Source organism: Leptolyngbya sp. AN10, from assembly GCF_050565645.1.
Classification (GTDB): domain Bacteria; phylum Cyanobacteriota; class Cyanobacteriia; order Leptolyngbyales; family Leptolyngbyaceae; genus Leptolyngbya.
On the sequence record NZ_JBNXVP010000018.1, the window covers coordinates 92,912 to 109,890 of the forward strand.

The 16,979-nt window shown below is 46.3% G+C and carries 26 protein-coding genes and 1 pseudogene; 11 read left to right on the forward strand and 16 right to left on the reverse strand.

Going from position 1 to position 16,979, the window contains the following annotated elements:
• From ACQ4M5_RS24010 to ACQ4M5_RS24035, 6 genes are all read left to right on the forward strand, one after another.
• Positions 1-375 (forward strand): HetP family heterocyst commitment protein, encoded by a 375-nt coding sequence (locus ACQ4M5_RS24010; protein WP_430678215.1) that lies wholly within the window; start codon positions 1-3, stop codon positions 373-375.
• Between the two features lie 213 nt (positions 376-588).
• Positions 589-807, forward strand: a complete 219-nt coding sequence (locus tag ACQ4M5_RS24015) for a CTB family bacteriocin (protein ID WP_430678216.1) — start codon at positions 589-591, stop codon at positions 805-807.
• Positions 808-929: 122 nt separating this feature from the next.
• On the forward strand, positions 930-1,172 hold the full coding sequence (locus ACQ4M5_RS24020; RefSeq protein ID WP_430678217.1) for a hypothetical protein: 243 nt from the start codon (positions 930-932) through the stop codon (positions 1,170-1,172).
• A gap of 219 nt (positions 1,173-1,391) precedes the next feature.
• Entirely contained in the window at positions 1,392-1,610 is a 219-nt protein-coding gene (locus ACQ4M5_RS24025; RefSeq protein WP_430678218.1) for a CTB family bacteriocin, read from the forward strand.
• Positions 1,611-1,729: 119 nt separating this feature from the next.
• On the forward strand, positions 1,730-2,014 hold the full coding sequence (locus ACQ4M5_RS24030) for a hypothetical protein (protein WP_430678219.1): 285 nt from the start codon (positions 1,730-1,732) through the stop codon (positions 2,012-2,014).
• Positions 2,015-2,047: 33 nt separating this feature from the next.
• Complete coding sequence (locus ACQ4M5_RS24035) at positions 2,048-2,773, forward strand: peptidylprolyl isomerase (RefSeq protein ID WP_430678220.1); 726 nt, start codon at positions 2,048-2,050, stop codon at positions 2,771-2,773.
• Positions 2,774-2,933: 160 nt separating this feature from the next.
• Here ACQ4M5_RS24035 and ACQ4M5_RS24040 read toward each other — a convergent pair whose 3' ends face one another.
• The 7 genes from ACQ4M5_RS24040 to ACQ4M5_RS24070 form a co-directional block, all read right to left on the reverse strand.
• A complete protein-coding gene (locus ACQ4M5_RS24040; protein WP_430678221.1) occupies positions 2,934-4,235 on the reverse strand; it encodes an MFS transporter in 1,302 nt (433 codons plus the stop codon).
• 237 nt (positions 4,236-4,472) lie between these two features.
• Positions 4,473-5,036 carry a hypothetical protein gene (locus ACQ4M5_RS24045; protein ID WP_430678222.1) on the reverse strand — a complete coding sequence of 188 codons (564 nt, stop codon included), beginning with the start codon at positions 5,034-5,036 and terminating at the stop codon, positions 4,473-4,475.
• A gap of 90 nt (positions 5,037-5,126) precedes the next feature.
• Positions 5,127-5,336 (reverse strand): hypothetical protein, encoded by a 210-nt coding sequence (locus ACQ4M5_RS24050; RefSeq protein ID WP_430678223.1) that lies wholly within the window; start codon positions 5,334-5,336, stop codon positions 5,127-5,129.
• A 16-nt stretch (positions 5,337-5,352) separates the two neighbouring features.
• On the reverse strand, positions 5,353-5,535 hold the full coding sequence (locus tag ACQ4M5_RS24055; protein ID WP_430678224.1) for a hypothetical protein: 183 nt from the start codon (positions 5,533-5,535) through the stop codon (positions 5,353-5,355).
• Between the two features lie 66 nt (positions 5,536-5,601).
• The gene (locus ACQ4M5_RS24060) at positions 5,602-6,087 is read right to left on the reverse strand and encodes a DUF3592 domain-containing protein (RefSeq protein ID WP_430678225.1); all 486 of its coding nucleotides are present in this window, start codon (positions 6,085-6,087) and stop codon (positions 5,602-5,604) included.
• A 691-nt stretch (positions 6,088-6,778) separates the two neighbouring features.
• On the reverse strand, positions 6,779-6,931 hold the full coding sequence (locus ACQ4M5_RS24065; protein WP_430678226.1) for a hypothetical protein: 153 nt from the start codon (positions 6,929-6,931) through the stop codon (positions 6,779-6,781).
• Between the two features lie 132 nt (positions 6,932-7,063).
• Positions 7,064-7,561 carry a DUF4351 domain-containing protein gene (locus ACQ4M5_RS24070; protein WP_430678227.1) on the reverse strand — a complete coding sequence of 166 codons (498 nt, stop codon included), beginning with the start codon at positions 7,559-7,561 and terminating at the stop codon, positions 7,064-7,066.
• Between ACQ4M5_RS24070 and ACQ4M5_RS24075 the strand changes: the two genes are divergently transcribed.
• Positions 7,562-7,963 carry a hypothetical protein gene (locus tag ACQ4M5_RS24075; RefSeq protein ID WP_430678228.1) on the forward strand — a complete coding sequence of 134 codons (402 nt, stop codon included), beginning with the start codon at positions 7,562-7,564 and terminating at the stop codon, positions 7,961-7,963.
• A 116-nt stretch (positions 7,964-8,079) separates the two neighbouring features.
• On the opposite strand, the gene ACQ4M5_RS24080 is transcribed toward ACQ4M5_RS24075, so the two are convergent.
• The 6 genes and pseudogenes from ACQ4M5_RS24080 to ACQ4M5_RS24105 all read right to left on the reverse strand — a co-directional run bounded on the left by ACQ4M5_RS24080 (position 8,080) and on the right by ACQ4M5_RS24105 (position 11,086).
• Entirely contained in the window at positions 8,080-9,015 is a 936-nt protein-coding gene (locus tag ACQ4M5_RS24080) for a hypothetical protein (RefSeq protein WP_430678229.1), read from the reverse strand.
• A gap of 84 nt (positions 9,016-9,099) precedes the next feature.
• A complete protein-coding gene (locus ACQ4M5_RS24085; RefSeq protein ID WP_430678230.1) occupies positions 9,100-9,558 on the reverse strand; it encodes a hypothetical protein in 459 nt (152 codons plus the stop codon).
• Positions 9,555-9,875, reverse strand: a complete 321-nt coding sequence (locus ACQ4M5_RS24090) for a hypothetical protein (protein WP_430678231.1) — start codon at positions 9,873-9,875, stop codon at positions 9,555-9,557. The genes ACQ4M5_RS24085 and ACQ4M5_RS24090 overlap by 4 nt, the downstream gene beginning before the upstream one ends.
• A 100-nt stretch (positions 9,876-9,975) precedes the next feature.
• Entirely contained in the window at positions 9,976-10,428 is a 453-nt protein-coding gene (locus ACQ4M5_RS24095) for an ISAzo13-like element transposase-related protein (protein ID WP_430678232.1), read from the reverse strand.
• A gap of 17 nt (positions 10,429-10,445) precedes the next feature.
• Positions 10,446-10,640, reverse strand: a pseudogene (locus tag ACQ4M5_RS24100) (transposase); the annotation flags it as partial.
• Between the two features lie 65 nt (positions 10,641-10,705).
• The gene (locus ACQ4M5_RS24105) at positions 10,706-11,086 is read right to left on the reverse strand and encodes an Arm DNA-binding domain-containing protein (RefSeq protein ID WP_430678234.1); all 381 of its coding nucleotides are present in this window, start codon (positions 11,084-11,086) and stop codon (positions 10,706-10,708) included.
• Positions 11,087-11,533: 447 nt separating this feature from the next.
• Between ACQ4M5_RS24105 and ACQ4M5_RS24110 the strand changes: the two genes are divergently transcribed.
• Entirely contained in the window at positions 11,534-11,944 is a 411-nt protein-coding gene (locus tag ACQ4M5_RS24110; protein ID WP_430678235.1) for a hypothetical protein, read from the forward strand.
• A gap of 40 nt (positions 11,945-11,984) precedes the next feature.
• Here ACQ4M5_RS24110 and ACQ4M5_RS24115 read toward each other — a convergent pair whose 3' ends face one another.
• Both ACQ4M5_RS24115 and ACQ4M5_RS24120 read right to left on the reverse strand, forming a co-directional pair.
• Positions 11,985-12,212: an AbrB/MazE/SpoVT family DNA-binding domain-containing protein gene (locus ACQ4M5_RS24115; RefSeq protein ID WP_430678236.1), complete on the reverse strand. Its 228-nt coding sequence runs from the start codon at positions 12,210-12,212 to the stop codon at positions 11,985-11,987.
• Positions 12,213-12,232: 20 nt separating this feature from the next.
• Complete coding sequence (locus ACQ4M5_RS24120; protein WP_430678237.1) at positions 12,233-12,445, reverse strand: DNA/RNA non-specific endonuclease; 213 nt, start codon at positions 12,443-12,445, stop codon at positions 12,233-12,235.
• Positions 12,446-12,680: 235 nt separating this feature from the next.
• Here ACQ4M5_RS24120 and ACQ4M5_RS24125 point away from each other — a divergent pair, with 235 nt between their 5' ends.
• The 3 genes from ACQ4M5_RS24125 to ACQ4M5_RS24135 are packed head-to-tail and all read left to right on the forward strand — an operon-like array spanning position 12,681 to position 13,411.
• Complete coding sequence (locus ACQ4M5_RS24125; RefSeq protein WP_430678238.1) at positions 12,681-12,956, forward strand: hypothetical protein; 276 nt, start codon at positions 12,681-12,683, stop codon at positions 12,954-12,956.
• Positions 12,953-13,141 (forward strand): hypothetical protein, encoded by a 189-nt coding sequence (locus ACQ4M5_RS24130; RefSeq protein WP_430678239.1) that lies wholly within the window; start codon positions 12,953-12,955, stop codon positions 13,139-13,141. The genes ACQ4M5_RS24125 and ACQ4M5_RS24130 overlap by 4 nt, the downstream gene beginning before the upstream one ends.
• Before the next feature lie 6 nt (positions 13,142-13,147).
• Positions 13,148-13,411, forward strand: a complete 264-nt coding sequence (locus tag ACQ4M5_RS24135; protein ID WP_430678240.1) for a hypothetical protein — start codon at positions 13,148-13,150, stop codon at positions 13,409-13,411.
• Here the strand turns inward: ACQ4M5_RS24135 and ACQ4M5_RS24140 are convergent.
• Positions 13,408-16,608: a plasmid replication protein, CyRepA1 family gene (locus ACQ4M5_RS24140; protein ID WP_430678241.1), complete on the reverse strand. Its 3,201-nt coding sequence runs from the start codon at positions 16,606-16,608 to the stop codon at positions 13,408-13,410. The genes ACQ4M5_RS24135 and ACQ4M5_RS24140 overlap by 4 nt on opposite strands.
• Positions 16,609-16,979 lie beyond the last annotated feature (371 nt).

Consider the following 16,979-nt stretch of genomic DNA (forward strand, 5'->3'; position numbering starts at 1 on the left):
ATGATCATTCATCGCAGTAGCTCTTCGCAACCGCGCAACAAAGTGATGAGTCCTGAACAGTTTAGCCAAGTCGTTGAAGCGATTACTGAAGGTCGCTACTCTTGGGCTTGTGTGCTGATTCTACGCTTTGCGGGATACAATCCGATTCATTTTATTCCGCATCGAACATATAGCAGATTGATGAAAGAAAATCGAATGTTTGCTAGTGAATCGGCGCAAATGGTAGCGGCTCGATCGAGAAATTCAACGCAAATCAAAGATTTGACTTACGTAGAAGCGATCGAGTCCCACGAAAGCAGTCCGCATGGGGGTAATCTTCCTCTTTGGTTTGTACGGATGATGCAAGAGTATGACCGATTTCAGATTAGGCTATAACCTCTTACATTGAGAATAAGCGAGATGAAACAGCGGATTTTAAGATGATAAATCCGCTGTTTTTTAATTGGGAGCCGTTCAAAAAACAGCGCCAGATTGGCTACATAAACAGCAAAGAATGCTCTATTTCTAAAATTCAAGCGATATCTTATACATAACAGCTTGAATGAAGTTGTTATCCAAGAAAATATCGAATCACAAAGGAGAAACATCATGATTATCACTGATCTCAGCTATCAAGAAGTGACGACAGAAGCGAATGAACTCGAAGGTGGCGTGGACTTTACAATTAATGCGACTAAGTTCCAGCAAGCTCTCTCCGTCATGCAATCTGGCTCGAATTCTGGACCAGGTGGAAGTAGTTCGTTTACCAATGCTCAGCATGTGAAGATCGATACGTACAGCTTCAATGCAGTTGTTTTGGGTGCTTAATTCTCGCAGCAACGAGATAGAGTAATTTTCAAGTTTTCCCTGCTACTCTACTCTTAAAGTCCAGCATAGATAGCGCATTTCTCTGCATAAATGCGCTATTTCTAATATTCAAGGAGGGCAACATGTTAATCACAGATCTGGCTGAACTAGAAACTTCAGTTGATTTAGAGAATCTAGAAGGTGGAACAGACTGGGCAGCAACACTAACAGCATACAATCAGATGATGTCAGTCTTTCAAACTGGCGCGGTATCGGGTCCAAATGGAAGCTCTGCTTTTTCAAATATTGGACGTTTAGATATTTCTACCTTTGGTCTAAGTGCCCTTGTTTTAGGAGCGAATCCTTTAAGCTCTTGGACTTTCTAGAAATCGCGATCGAGAAGATTTACTTTCAGCACGTTCATAAGCTTGAACGTGCTATTTTGCTGTCTAAAAATCTCAATCTGACTCGTAAAAGAACTACGCCAAATTGGCTACATAAACAGCAAAAAACCCCCTATTTACTAGCTTAAATCGCTATCTTATACATAACAGCTTCAAAAGAGTTGTTAACCACAAAAACACCGAATTACAAAGGAGAAAGACATGATTATCACAGACTTAAGCTATCAAGAAATCACCGCTGAAGCGCACGACCTCGAAGGTGGTCTTGACTTGTCGTTCAACACCACATACTTCAATCAACACACATCCCTGATGCAAACGGCATCAACTTCTGGTCCTGGTGGTAGCACCTCAATGACAAGCGGTGGCAGCTTGCAGATCAACACGGCTGGCTTGGGCGCGATCGTTCTTGGTGCATAGATTGATTGTCCGCATCAGTTTAGGTTCGTACATACTAGGTCTCCGACTCCTCAACAGAATCGGAGATCTATCTTTCAACTTTATCACTCTAACCATTCCTGATTGAGGAGACAGTAACCATGATCATTGCCGATATGGATTATGTAGAAGAAGAGGTTGACGCATCGACCCTAGAAGGAGGACGACGGTATCTACGCTACCGCAGCAATACCCGCCAGCGTTCTTTATTCTCCCTATTTCAACCGATTCTACAGGCTTTAAACATCAATCCAGCCGCTTCTGCAACTGTGGCAAACATCGGCGGAACCTCGATCGGGAATACCGCCATTTCAACTAACATCTCAATGCCCATCTTTATCGTGATTAACCAGTTTGGGGATGGCTCTCCGCAAATTTTTTGGTAAAACATCATTTGAAACTGCACTAAGGGTAAGCCAATGACTAGCTTTAAGGGAGGAATCATAGAACCCAGTAGAATCATTTTTGCGCTGAGAAAGAGCTTGCAACTGAAAGACATCTATCGATCGATTGCTCACCAAGAAATTATCGACCAAGCGATCGAAGCCAGAGGGATCACTGTTACCCCCGCAGAAATTCAGGTTGAAGCCGACCGAATGCGCTATGAGAATCGATTGTTTCAAGCGAGTGACACCTTGGCATGGCTCTCGGATCAGTTGGTAAGTGCAGAAGACTGGGAAGCTGGAATTCGCGATCGCTTACATGCTGAGAAACTCGCTCAAGCATTATTTTCTAAAGAAGTAGAACGATTTTTCGCCGAGAATTGCTCCGAGTTTGATCAAGTCCTGCTCTATCGAATTGTTGTGCCTTATTTGCAGCTTGCACAGGAAATTGCTTATCAGATCGAGGAAGAAGAGATTAGCTTTTACGAAGCCGCACATCTCTACGATACCGATGATGTCCGTCGATATCAATGTGGTTATGAAGGAAAGCTGTATCGCTGGAATCTTAAACCTGATCTTTCTGCGATCGTGTTTAGCACTCCTCCCGGTCAGATTATCGCTCCGATGATGATCGATCAAGCGGCTCATCTCCTGATGGTAGAAGAGTTTATTCCAGCAGAGCTAACACCAGAGCGACACCAGGAAATTCTAGCGCGAATGTTCCGCGACTGGTTAACGACCGAACTGAACTATCTTAGTTAAACAGTGATGTATCGCAGTCTCAAACACTCGAATTTGATCCCATCAAAAACTGTCTTGACGGAATCCTGACCATCTCTAAGCGTTGTTGCATGAATGAGGGGTTGCGGAAGGGCAAGAGATGGTAAGTTTCAATTACCACACCAAAACTTGCCATGAAGCCTCAATACCGCATCCGCAACTGGTCAGCCAACTGGTAGCCCCGGAGGACTACAACGCTTAACATCACAAGCACCGCAGCAACCAGAAACACAATCCGAACTCCTGTCGGATGCTCTAGCGTATAACCATACTGGGAGAAGATGAACGGGATGATCAGCGTTGAGAACGACAATCCCATGCCAATTGCGAAAGAAAAAATACTATAGTGAAAGGCTTCTCGTCGCTGTCCCGTCACAGTAGCATCCTGCTCGACAACCGTTCCCATCATGGCGTAGATTAGGACAAAATAACCGCCCAAAAAAGGACCGAGAACCCCAAAGACGATCGCAGCTTGGAGTCCGCTCGAAACATTGGGAAGCCATCCCACCCCGGTCAGTAGCGCACTGGTGAGCGCGAATCCTAGCAAAGAGACTCGCAGCAATGCACGATCGCGGTAGATGTGGCTCAACCGATTCCAAATGGGAGCAGCAATCAGCATCGCAATCACCACAATTCCCTGATAGCGTCCTACTGCTGCCTCTGGTTCACGCAGAATCAGGGTGACAAAGTAGGGGAGATTCGATAGCAACATTGCATAAGCAGTCTGGACTAGAATCGTCGAGCTACAGAGAATCAAGAAGGGTTGATTCCGTAGCGTAGCGCGAAGACTTTGCCCAAAGCTCATTGCTGCGATGGAATTGTGCTTTGGTCGCTCTGGAAGCACTTGCACCGTCAGTGCAGCCGTGACGAGTCCGATCACGCCAATGACTGATCCCATTGCAACCGCACCCCAACGACTATAAACCACGCTTGCGATCGCTGCACCTGCTAACACGCCCACAATTCCAAAAATGTTCTTCCACATACTCAGGCGAACCCGCTCCACTGCTGTTGTTGCGACTTCAGCCAAGCTGCCATCATACGGAACACCGACGAGACTAATTCCGGTGTAAAAAACGATCGTCATCGTGAGAAAGTAGATCGCATTTAGCAGACTGGGCTGTGCAGTCGGAGGCATCCAAAGCAACAGGAGCGAGACTAGCGTGATCAGGCTGCCACCGATCAAGAAGGGTTTTCGTCGTCCCCATCGACTGCGGGTGATATCGCTCCAGTGTCCAATCCAAGGATCAATGATGGCATTCCAAACTCGACCGATCGCGAGCAAGGTACCGACAACGGCGATCGAAAGATATTGTGTCCCCCCGGTAGTCGGCGGTGCGTAGTAGTAAAGCAGCCAAGTGGAAACAGAGGTATTGATCAAATTGATGCCGATCGAGGTGCAACTGTAAAGCAACGTTTGCCGCAACGTTAGAGTAGAGCGCATGAGAAAGCCCACGAAAAACTAGAATTTGTGTCGCCCAGTAGAAGCTAGGTTCCTCAATCAAGTTACATCTTTTTCCTCTGCTGCTTGCTCAAATTGCTGAAATGGTAAGGTTAATTTTCGATCGCAGAGGATGGATTGAAGCGAGGACGTGCGATCGTGGTTTAAGTCATGATGCGGAACGTTCAAACAGGGAGCAGGAACGGAGGCGGGTTCCTAACACCTGATTGGAGGGCGGGATTACTCCTTTGTTTCGGGCTTTTCGTCTGTTTTTTGCTTGGGCTTGCGGGCAAAGCGTTGAGACATTTCTGCCATCATTGCTTCGAGGCTGGCTCCTTGTCCGCTGGCTTTGGCATGACGATAGGCGGTGAGGGCGTTTTCGTAGGCTTCGCTGCCGATGGCGATCGCAGTAGAATCGACGAGATCTCGCAGTTGGTTGAGTGCCATCAAGATTGTAGAGAGTCGATCGAAGGTGGCTAAGTCTTGATTGAATTGGTCGATGTCGAAGGAGCGGGGGAGGAAGTCGGATTTTTGTTGGATGACTTCTGAGACTTTGCCTGCGAAGATGCGGTTTTTGTTGCCCATGCCTAACATGGATTTGCGTTCTTCGGCGCTGAGGTCGCGCAGGAAGGGAAGAAGGGTGTTGATTTGGGTGATCAGTTGGAGGATCGTGTCTCGATCGCTTTGGCTCAAGGGTTCAGCACTGGTGGAACCGAAGGTGTCGGCGGAGAAGGAGGGCAGAAGGGTTTGAGGGGTGCTGTTGCCGTTGCTTGTGCCGTTGCCGTTTGTTTTTGAGTTGCTCATAAAAGATGGTGAATCTAGTAAACATGAGCTTATCGTTCCCAGGGTGGAGAGTGCGATCGCGATTGGGAGGAGTGCGATCGGTTTTCGGTCTTACTGCCCGCGTCCTGGTTTGCAATCGATGAACCCTAATGCTTCGGTGTCGAGGAAACTTGCGATCGCCATTTCGAGGACAGCTTCGATCGGGTATTCAATTTTCGCAGCACGGGCAATCAGGGCGGCTCGAATGCGGTCTGGCAAACGCTCTAGAATCACCTCGGCATCAGCGGGAGTTAGTTGTTCTTGGGGTGAAAGCGATCGCATCTAGAATTCTCCGCGCTTAGATTTGCAGTTCAGGATCATTCATTCGCGTGAAGGTTAGTTGCACAGAAATGATGCTTCCATAAATTCTGTGATTCTTGTGGGGAGTTGAAGAGCGATCGCGATGGGGAGAAGTGCGATCGGTTAAAATTCGGATAACGTTCCTGTTGAGCGGCAACAAATCAACTTTAACGATAAACACAAAAACTTTGTAAGTCTGCTCCAATCGGGTTGTTATGCCGTAATTCTAGCAGTGAGCAATCAAGGATCACTTGAGCAATGTAGCTATAATCATTAAAGCTAACCAACCACCAGACATACAGAACGCAACGATCCATCCAAACAATGAACTAACGTCAGTCCCCTTTATGCCAGGAGTCATCACTATTTCCCGATGATTTTTAGGATTATAAAAAATCTTATGATTTTGTCCCATTTTATATCTTGTGCTTAGTTCTTGTTCTGCAAGCGCAAAGCTATAAAAACCCCGCACTTCAAAACCAGCATGGTAAATCATATCATCGACTGAATATTTATAATTGAATGCTATTCCATAGTTTGGACCTGTTCTAAGACCTCCACAATCATCTAGTATCCTACTCATAACAATTATCCCTTCGGTAAAGTGCCATCTCTTACTTAAAAGTCCTGTTACGAGTTTTTTTAATAAAACTATTATCTCTCGGAACGAAAATGCCATCCATATCACTAGAAGCAGGGTGAGAAATATTAGCGAAATTGGTGATAGTGCCATACTTTAACTATTTCTTATCTAACAATACTATCAGTAGCTTTGTTGTCTTCTAAATGATTTAAAGGGCTTTTGACTCCGGCATAACAAATTTATTAGCGTTCTTTTGCTTTGCAGTCTAAGAGGATGTTTGAAAAGTCATCGTTCATCGCCTGAATCGCCCCTCGAATGGAATTCGGGGCTATCGGAACAAAGTCTGTTGAAACAGACTGAAGATTATCTGAGGATTGGCTTTCAGTCCCCTTTAGTGGACTTTCTCCGATAGACCGTGATTTCTAATCACGGGCGGAACGCGATCGCAGTGAAGAATCTTTCCATACTTCTCAAACACCCTCTAAGATTCCAGATCAGGTGTTAGACTGCATCTTCGCTGGATAAGATCCCACATTAGGACGTTATTCATCAGAGATGCAGCCTAAGATCCCAGATCAGGACAATACTCTGCATTCTTGCTGCTTTACGTCCCTACGCGAGATCTTATTCGTCATTTCTGCCAACTAAGATCCCGAATCTAAATCTTATCCGTCAAATCAGTGCCATGATAAAACGCTCCCTCTTATGCTGCCAGCAGATTTAAACCTCTCTTTAGAATTGAGACTGTCAGAATCGGGATGACGATCGCACCCCAAATAACCCGCTCCTCTTCTGAAGCTCACCCTCGACCCTCCAAAGCTGACGCATGAGCTTCTAATCCTCACCCCATGAGCTTCCAATGCTGAAACACGAGCTTCCAGAGCGATCGCACAATCTCCCAAAGCCGATCCCCGAACTTCCGAAGCTCACCCCCTGAACTTCCAGAGTCGATCGCTGAGCTTCCAAAGCTAAATTCTGAGCTTCCAACACTCACCCCCTAAGCTTCCGAAGCTCAACCATGAACCTCCGAAGCTGACGCATGAACTTCCGAAGCTCAACCGAGAAGATGGAGTGCGATCGACGAAGCAAATCAACGCGGAACTGCCCTTCAACACCGATCGCACAATCACTGTGAAAGCCAAGTCTCCAGGTCGATTAGCGTCCTAAACTCTAATAACGCTTCTCCGAGTGCTTCTACTTGATCGATCGGAAGTTGGTCAATGCGATCGCGAACTTCAGACGGCAAGGTTCCAACCCGCTTGGTGAGTAGACGCAGAACGAGCGATCGCTCTCCTTGCTCGATCCCTTGCTCGATCCCTTGCTCGATCCCTTCTTGCATCCAACTGGTGACAATCTGCATCACGCCCTCCCTCCGTTCTGGCTCAATTTTAGCAATCTCCGCCTGAAATGCCTGAGTCTCGATCGCATTCAGTTTCAGATATGTATCCACAAAGCCTGAGATCAATCTCGTCCGGGCTGGATCAAGTTGTAAAGTCGCCAATAATCGTAGACACTCAACTTTCACCCTGGGACGGTCTTCGATCGCAATCCGCATCTTGCTCATCAAAGCGGCTGCCACTGGATTCGGCTGATTGAGAAAATCCCGCCAGTTGAGGCGATTCAATTGGATGGATTTGAAGTTGAATTCCAACACTTTCCAATTGGGAAACTCGACGCTGTAGGTATGCGGTTCTTCACGATAGGGCTGGTCAAAGGAGAAAATGACGATCGGCTAAATTCGCAGGAGGAACTTTTGGTGCAGCCTCGCAAAGTAGAAGAAAATCCGTCGGGTGAAGTAAGACTCTGGGGACGCTTGGGCTTCGAGATGGAAAATGAAAACGGCATCTTCGCCCAGTTGTTTCACTTCAACGAGCAGATCGATGATCTTGTCTTCCCCAGCCGTAAGGTCTGCAAAGTACTCCTGCTGGAGAAAGCGAATGGAGTTGGGGTCAATGGTGGCTCTCATCTCTGGCAAGAAGAGTTCGAGAAACTCCAGAAAAAATGTAGAGATGAGTTCCTTGAATAAACGGTCGTGATCAATCGAATCATTCGCATCCGTCATGACAAACACTACAGAGAACCGACTCAATCATAAAGCATCACGATCGTAAACTCCGGACGATCATTACCTCAACATTCATATCAGTTCAGTCCTAATTCTTGCAGCGCTTTCCACAGATTGCTGCGCCGTCGATGCACCTCGCGCCAGTGGGATAGCAGCGTTTTATAGTCGTTAAGAGAAAGCTCCTTCAATGCTGCCATCCAGCGAGCTTGCTCTCCATAGTAAGAGCCTTTCGCAGACTCTGGTGAGGGGACAAAGGACTTCAAATGAACTTTCCAATAGTTCATCACCTGATCGAGTAAATCAGCAGGCGCATACTGTTGTAGATAGGCTTGCCGTGATGGATTACTCTGCATCACAGACTCACTGGGACGAATCACTACGTCGTAGAACTGAGGATATTTCCGTTTCCCCTTATTCTGAATTTCGATCAAATCTTTGGTCAACAGCCTCAGCACATCGTAGTTCTCACCTAACTGACGTTCATCACCAGAAAGATCGGACAGCCAATCGGTAATAGTTTGCTGAAACCAGGTTGCGCCCTTTTGAGGATCTGCAATACTGTCGATTAACCACAGAACCCACCAGGTATCAACACTTTTAGGTCTGCCATAGAGTCCCCAAGCTTTGGGTTTGGTTCTACGATCGACAAAGTTGCGCCAGGATCGAAACAGCGCTTGATGCGTGGAGTTAGATAGGGGAATATCCGCGAAAGCTTGAAACATCGCTGACCAATCCGACCATTGCTCGATCGCAATCTGCTGAACTGCTAGTGCATTCGATCGTTCAGTTTGATTGAGTCCCTCCGCAACCTGTCGGTAGTACCATAGCAACTGACTCGCATTTTTCTGTTCCTCTTGATACAAGAAGTCTACAGCCGCTATCAAGAGCGTTGCTTCGGGCAACCAGTCTATCTCCTTTCGTTTGGAACTCAACAGCGCCTGGAGAGTTTCTTGAACGATAGTCAAACTCTCGCTATAGTTTTGTTCTGCTAGCAACGCTTCGAGAATGAGCAAGCCATTTTCCCAGCGTTGCGGAATCGTCTGACGTAAGGAGATTTCTACGAAAGAGCTTACCGCTTGACTGCCCTTCGGCTTCGCTCAGGGCGCGATCTCTAGCTGACTGAGCGAAGCCGAAGACAGCGGGTAATTTGTTTTCGATAAATCTCCTAAACTATCTAAATAGCGTTCTGGCGCATAGCGCTCAATCAGATACAAGTAGAGGCGATGCCAGTGAGAGTAAGTGGAATTTAACTCTTGCTGCCATTTAGCTGTCTCTGCATCGCTCAGAAGCCCTGTTAGAATACACTGCTGTTCTAATTCAGATAGCTGCGTGAAAAAATCAAATACAGCATCACGCTTCAGTTCTATCTGCCGAAATTGTAGTTCGCATTCTCGAATGTGTTCAGCAAACTGATAAGCATTCCATTGCTGTTGTTGAGCAGAGAGCCACTCCCATTGCAACAAGGCATTCGTCAAATGATGTTCTAATAACAGCCCGTCTGTAATTTCCATCCAATCTTCCAAACTACAGGAGGCTTCTTCTTCCACTTCCATCAAGGCTGAGAAAAATCCATCATTCGGCTCAAATTCGTGTTCAAATGCGGTATTGGGCTATCACCAGCTTGAGGCGGATCAGCAGCAGGGGAGGGAGCGAGAATGCGCTGAATTGTTTGCTGCGTGTCTTCGGAAAGTTGAGCTAGCGATCTCTCCTGTAAGTCAGGCGGCAAGACCTCAAATAAAGCATTCAGGAGTTGAGCAATTTCCTGCTGCGTCAATGCATTTAGGATCTGCTGCCCAGTATCGAGAGCTTTGTTGGATTTCTTTTGTCTCGCCATCGCAGTTTCAGTCACTCCATCGCAGTTGATCGCTCTCATCTCAAAACTCTAGCTTAAACTCAACCCCTCTCCTACTCTCTTCTCACTTCTTCACTTTGGTGACTCAAAATAAGGGGTGTGCAATCAAATAGAGTACCAGTTATGCTAGAATAATCGTGATATCCCATTTGGGCAAAGTTTCAGAGCATAACCAGAACGGGAGATAGCGTTCTTCAAGTTCTAGAAGCGGAACTTTAATGCCTTTCTCATAAACCGTATCGAGCAGATGGACGACCGGAGAAATTCCATTCCAAGTCATGTTTGTCGCCCAGTGGATCGCAGTCTCAACAGAATCAAGGACTGTTCCATTCCAGTAATGTTCTAAGGCTGCCCAACAGCGCTCAATTGGATTGTACTTGCTGTGATACGGCGGGTAGTAGACAAGATGAATTTGCAAATGGGTCATTTGAGCAAACTCTACCATGCGCTTGATGAATTGGGTGCGATTGCTGCGGGTTGCAGAACCCCCAGCAAGATCAATCATCAGTTCGTCGAGATGCTGATACTCATCTTGATGGTCACGCCACCAATGCCCTAAGCAATCGACAATCATGGGGTCTATCGCTTGAGTTATGCAGACGTAAAATCTAAGTGCCAGCAAATGAGACAGCGCAACTCAAAATTGGCAAAGTTCCTGAATCCATAGCCAGACCGCTTAATCAACTTGAGCTTGTTGTTAATTCCTTCAACGGCTCCACGGATCGTATGATGCTCAAAGTAGTTGGTCACTTCTTCAAACCAGCGGTCAATGGTCGCTACACTCTCTTGGAAGGTGGTTTGTGCCTGAAATAACCACCTTAGTTGGCTTCAGACTTCCACGATAATAAGCTTCACCAATCCAAACCGAAGAACAATCCTCTGCAACGTGCTTCCAACGCAGTGCGATCGCCTCGCCTGGACGACAACCCGTACGCGTGATACTTCACTAAGCTCTGAGCGTAGATCTCTTTTGACTTTGCACCAATAAACTTCTCGAATAGGTCAACGACTTTAATGTTCTGCCGCGCCTCGTATTCAGGCTTGTATTTCACAAGCGTCGAGTCGAACTGTCCCAAAGCGATATCTCGATCGATATCATCGGCTTTCATCTGAGCGATGGTTCTATTACGAGGACTATCCGCTAATCCCAGAGTCAAGCAATACCTCGTCCGTTGATGCGACCACCGCAGTCTCAAATTCCCTTTAAGCGCCCCAACTTTCACCTTCGCCATTTTTCTATTGCAAATTGGTATTTAGCTTTTCTGACCAATCAGACGGGTCAGGCATGAATACCAGTTTCATACCAATTACTGAGATCCACCTAGCGGAAGTGACGTTCTATGACGCTCTTATTGAGAATTAGGTGATTGCTGAAGTCCAAAAGAGAAAGGGCTGAAAGCCTTAGCCTTCAACCCTTTCATCTAATCGGAGCGGCGGGATTTGAACCCACGACCCCTACTACCCCAAAGTCAGGTGTGTGTTTCAAAACCGTTGCTAGAAGTGTGTTTTTTAGAGCGACAAAAGTGTTCATACCAGATTCTAGCCAGCATTATACATTCAGTATCATTTGTTTTCCGGTGTTTAACTTTTCAGATTATCGCTTTTGTGTTACTGATTCGATCATTTTAGCAATCTGGTAAATTAACTCTGTCGTCTCAGAATGTTTAACGGGGGTTGTAATGGCACTAGCAATCAAGTCCTACGATTCTTTAACTATCGGGTCGTCAACGGTCATCGGTTTCCAGCACAACTATGAGCTAGAGGAGGAATTTCAAGAACTCGCACTTGAGATGAAGATTATCGAAGTGAAAGTTCATGACGGGAACCTTCTATATTTCGCAGGTGATGACCTCGATGAGAAAATTGGAGAAATGTTGATCCGATCACTGAATCCAAACGAAGTTGTGGTGTTCGATCTTGATCATCAATTGAATGATGTGAAGTTGTTCGATTCGGTTGATGAGGTGAAAGACTTCTTCGAGATACCTGACCCCGCCAACTTCATTCCGCCAACGCCTGAAGAACAACTAGCAATTGAAGAAAAGTACAACAAACGGGTTTTGAAAAAAGATCAAAATCAATCGAACTGACGCAATCTGAACTGAATCGCGATTGCTGTCGTTCAGAACATCAGTCATCGTCACGGGTTAGCTGCATGATTTCGTTGGTGGTCATCCCCGACGTTGATGAACCCTTCACCCGTTCAACCCATTCTTCGATGCTTTCGGGTCTGGATTTTTTGCGGATTTCGAGCTTGTCGCCAACGACCTCTAATTCGACTTCAGTTCCCGGTACGAAGCCTAAGCGTTCTCGCACTTCTGCTGGAATCGTCACTTGACCTTGCTCGTTGACTTGCATAGGAATGCTCCGATTGGTCATTAAAAGGTGGGTGTTTCAAATTGTGGCATATTCGTACCAACCATTTCACTCGCTTCGGATTCGATCTCCTCCTGAACCGATTCAGCCACATTCTCGAAGAAGTCATACCCAGTCAGCCACTCAACCTCATCCACTGGAACCACATACTCCTTCCAAGGCTTTGAGTTCACCCTCTGCTGATTTGAAACACTGAGGGCGATCGTGCGGATCACTGCTAAAACTTGGTTTCGCAGAAAACTTTTCGTAGACGTTCAACAACCGTGTGACATCGCTATGGAAGCGATTCATTAACGCAATGTCTTGAGTGGCGATATGAACACGAACAAGCGAGTAGATTTCGCTTGTCCCCACTCTCCATCGATCGACGTGAAGATCGAAGCGATCAGAATCTCATTGGTAAAATGCAGTAAATGACAGAATGCGGAAAGTCCAGCAGGGGGAAAAGCAATGAGTTTCTTAAGAGAAATTAAGTCAATCGATCAATCTGGAGCGGAGCCATCTGCTTTCAAGCCGTTGAACCGAGAGCAATTGCAAGTTGAAATCGAAAAATTACGGGACGCTGAACTCGAAGACTCTGGCGATCGAGCTTGGTTGGATCGTGTTTTAGCTGATGGTCTGCCGGGGTCTGACGTGGCGAAATTCAACGAGTTTTACGAATTGCGGTACGAAAAGCCAAACGCGGTTGAGACGGCTATTTGGAGCGCATTTACGCATTATTTGTGAGTTCAGTGCGGTACTGGTGCAAACGGGCGGTTGCGAAAGAAATTCCCCAAAACAAAACAACCGGGATGTTTGCTGAAATGCTGGAACAGGTTTTATACGGTGGAAGGAAAGCGCTCCTGATCGAGCAGACGATCGTGGGTGCTTTCTTTTTGCTGATCGTTTTAGCGATCAACGGAAAGCTTTGAGCATAGTTGAATCATCGTTGCCGTAAAGTTGTGCGGCGGTTAGGTGCTGACTCACAACACCACGGCAACGATGATAACAGATTGGCGATTTGCTGGTGGGTAATGAACGCCGATCGTGTGGCGATCGCTCAGGATTTCAATTATTGGGGAATTACGTCGAAATCCGATTGGGAATGCTTGGCTGATCGAGGCGTTCCAACGTTTTCTGTTTCTTATTTAGAGAACATGAATGCTGGAACAAAAAATGTTGGAACACCCCGTAACTGTTAAACGGTTCTGACGCGATTGACTGATGCCGCAAACGACGGAATCTCCATCGCCAAATTCAGCAAATCCTGAGAAAGTCCGACCAACCAGCTTTCAGCAACCAAATCTTGAACTCCAGACTTGAATGCTTCTGCCCAATCAGTTGCAAGTTCAACAAAATTCGGATTCTGCTTCAATTCCTCAATTTTCGCCTTCTTAGCATTGATTTCGGAAACTTTGACATCTCGATCAAACTCGCGTAACCGAGCGTCTAAATCCTGCTGCCACACCGCAAACACCTGATTCAATTCGGGGGCATCCTCTTTGATCATGTATCCGCGAACCAATTGACCATCTTCACGGTAGCGATCGCTTTCCAAATCGAAACCGAGTTTCTTAAAGAACGATTTCAAAACGTCGATCGGTTTTTTCACTTTGCCGTCTTCGTCCAGCCCTCGATCCGTCAACGTCATTCCCAACACATTCTTGAGATGGTCACGATGCTGATACGCCATTTTTGCCAGCTTGATCACGTCTTCGTCGGTTGCTAGAAACTCCCGGTCGCGATCAGCTAACAATTTATCGATTTCAAAGTGGTTCAGAATCATCACTTTAGCAGTAAGCAACCGCAAATCTTGAAGTGTTCCATCGTTTTTTGCGAAGTAGTCGAGCGACTTGAAATCAACTTTCTTTGCGGCTTCGACTCCGTTCTGAAATGCAAACCTCAATCTCCACTTTCCGTACACTCGATCTTCTTCGTGTGCCACAACCAAACCGAGGGTGGGTTCGATGCCATATAGCTTTCGCAAGTCATATTTGACGATCGAATGTTGCTCAGTCTCGGTCTTTGCAGCAAACTTCAGTTTCTCGTATTCTTCTTCACTGAGATTTAGGGCATTGGCAACCGCTTCACAATATTTCCGCTGCTTTTCTAGTCGTATTCGCTTGCGCTCGACTTTTGTAAACTTCGCGAGATCCTTATCAACTTCATCGATTTCTGTGACCACTTCGACTTCACAGCCTTCACCTTGCAATCCTAGAATCAGTGTTTCTTCCAGCTTGTATAGCCCGTGGTTTCGACGTGAAGCAATCCGCGCCCACCCGTCAATCCCCAATGTGTCAAAGCTGGCATTCTTTACGTCCAGACTGCCCCAAATTAGGTTTTCTACTCCAGCTTTAATGAAATCTGCCACATCACGCAATCCTTTGATTAGTCCTGATGCCGTCACCGCTCCGTTTCCACTAAATCCGATCGCCCGTCCAACCCACACAAACCGGGGCACACTCAAGTTTCTTACTCGCATCAGTGCTTGACGAATCGAGTTTTCAGCAATCACTCCGTTAAATACGCCAATCACAGCCCCAAACAAGGGTGTGGGTTCTTTTGCCCGATCGTTGCTACCGATGCTGACTCCGGTTCCCACTGAAGGCGACGTGATTACAATGTCGTAATCTAGAATAATTTCGTTGATCCGATCAATGCACTTGTACGCTGGATGGTCTTTGTCACCGAGCGAATTCGAGTCGATTCGCAAGATTCGAGCGTTCGGGAATTTCTTTCCGAACCAAGCTTCAAGGTTGATTGTTCCGTTTTGACTACCATGTTTTTGAGCGTCACACGCCACGTAAAGACGTGCTTTAGGCTTTCCAGTGTCTTCGTCTGCTGCGGTGTCACGAAACGCTGCTGCAACCTCATTTAACAAATGATTTGGTGCGGGTTGATCGAACACAACTGCTCGATATCCGCCTTCTGAATAGGCGTTATGCACCACGAAGATTTCAGTCTGGACTTCACCCATTAGCTCATGAAAGAAGCGGATTGAGTAGTCCGATAAGTCAGCATCAGCGAATACAATTCTTCCGCCCGTCATGATCACGAATTGAAACAGTCCGCGCAGGGTTTTGAGAATTTCACCTCGCTTGTTTTTGCAGGTACGTGAGTTCAAGAGATGTTCGTAAAGCTGTTCGATTTCGTCCATGACGACTGTTGCACCTGCATAATCAGCAATGTTGATTTTGGCTTTGCTTTCTGGGTGAAGGCTATCGATGCACAATCCAAAACTATTGGTGGGTGAAGTCAAATCATCGATCCACGGTAATCCCATATCCTGACAAAGTGCTTTCCCCAAGTTGATGCGGTGAGTGATGTTTAACACTCGTCGATCTTTGTCGATCGCTTCCTTCACGATGTTCGCCAACTGATACGACTTTCCTGTACCTTTTGGCGATTTCAGAAAGATTGCACCTGCTTGTGGGAAAGCAATGTCAGGAAGGTATTTGGCGTTCACTTTGACGTTGGGTTTGCGAAGTAACTTCCATCGATCGAAGTACAGCGTCAACTTCGCAACATCAGTTTCGGGGGCTGTACCGATGATTTCTTCGACTCGCTTCCAGCCCTGCTGCACCATTACATCATCAATCCCTTTTCCTTCTGCGTGATGCCATTCTGCAATTCTGCACTTTGCACCTTGAGCTTCAAGGAGTTTGACAAGCTTGAACGTCGCCTTGCTAACTGTGATCCGGGTTTTCTGCTTTTCGTCTTCGTCAAACGCGATCACTACTTCACGTCCGTTCCAGTCAATCTGTTTCAAGTCAGGAAGTAGCTCACCATCTTTCGTGAATGATTGCACTCCAAACAAACCAATGGCGTAATATCCGCACGTCATCAAAGCGCCTGTTTTTCCCGCGCCTTCTGTGATGACGATTGGTGTAGTCAGATCAACAAAAACGTCGTGCCAGTGTCGCATCCCGTTTGATTCAGTGTTTAAGAAAAGTGCTTTTGCACCTTCACCTTTTGCACAGCAGTAGTACCGTCCTTTTCCGTTAGGGCGGTTTGTCACGACTTGCCAAGTGTCGCCCTTGTAATCCTTGATCAACCCCCCTAGCAACGTCTTTGATGCGTTGTAGCTGAAGCGTCGATATCGCCAGTTGAGTGCATCATGAATTGGAGTGGTTACGTCTCCACTGGAAGTCGTTTCTACGTCACGATGAATACCGAAAGTATCCAAAAATAACTCGAAATACCAGCCGCCTTCAACGACAAACTTATCGAACAGTGCTGAACCAAATTCGTTGATGTCATTGGTTGCCAGTCTTGAATTGTCAAATCCTTTAGCGTTTGCTGCTGCACTTGCAGATTTCTTCGCAAATACGATCGACGACGAGTTTTCTTTACCGATCGTTGTGCCGAATCCTACAGCGTTGCCTGAAATGTTAGTCATGTCATTGTCTCTATAGTCATTTGCATTGCAAGCTTTTTTGGTAGTGCTTGCATATTTCTATTGTACAACTGGTTCATTGAATCGATCGAAATAGTGTTGAGTAACGAATCAGTTTTGTAACTGTCACATATTCGATCTTGCACGTCGAAAAAGGTTGTGTTAGTATAAGTTCAAGCAAACGATTTTCATGTTGTTTGTGTCTGTATAGACATTTGCATAAAAAACGGGCGGTATCCTTTTGGTAGGGGATGTCGCCCAACTTTTTTATGAAGATTTTCCCAAGGCATTCGCGTTTCACCGGACGGAGCCGAAGTGATTTGCTAAGGCGATCAATGTGATCGCAGCGTTTGAAATTTCAAACGAGAAGATCT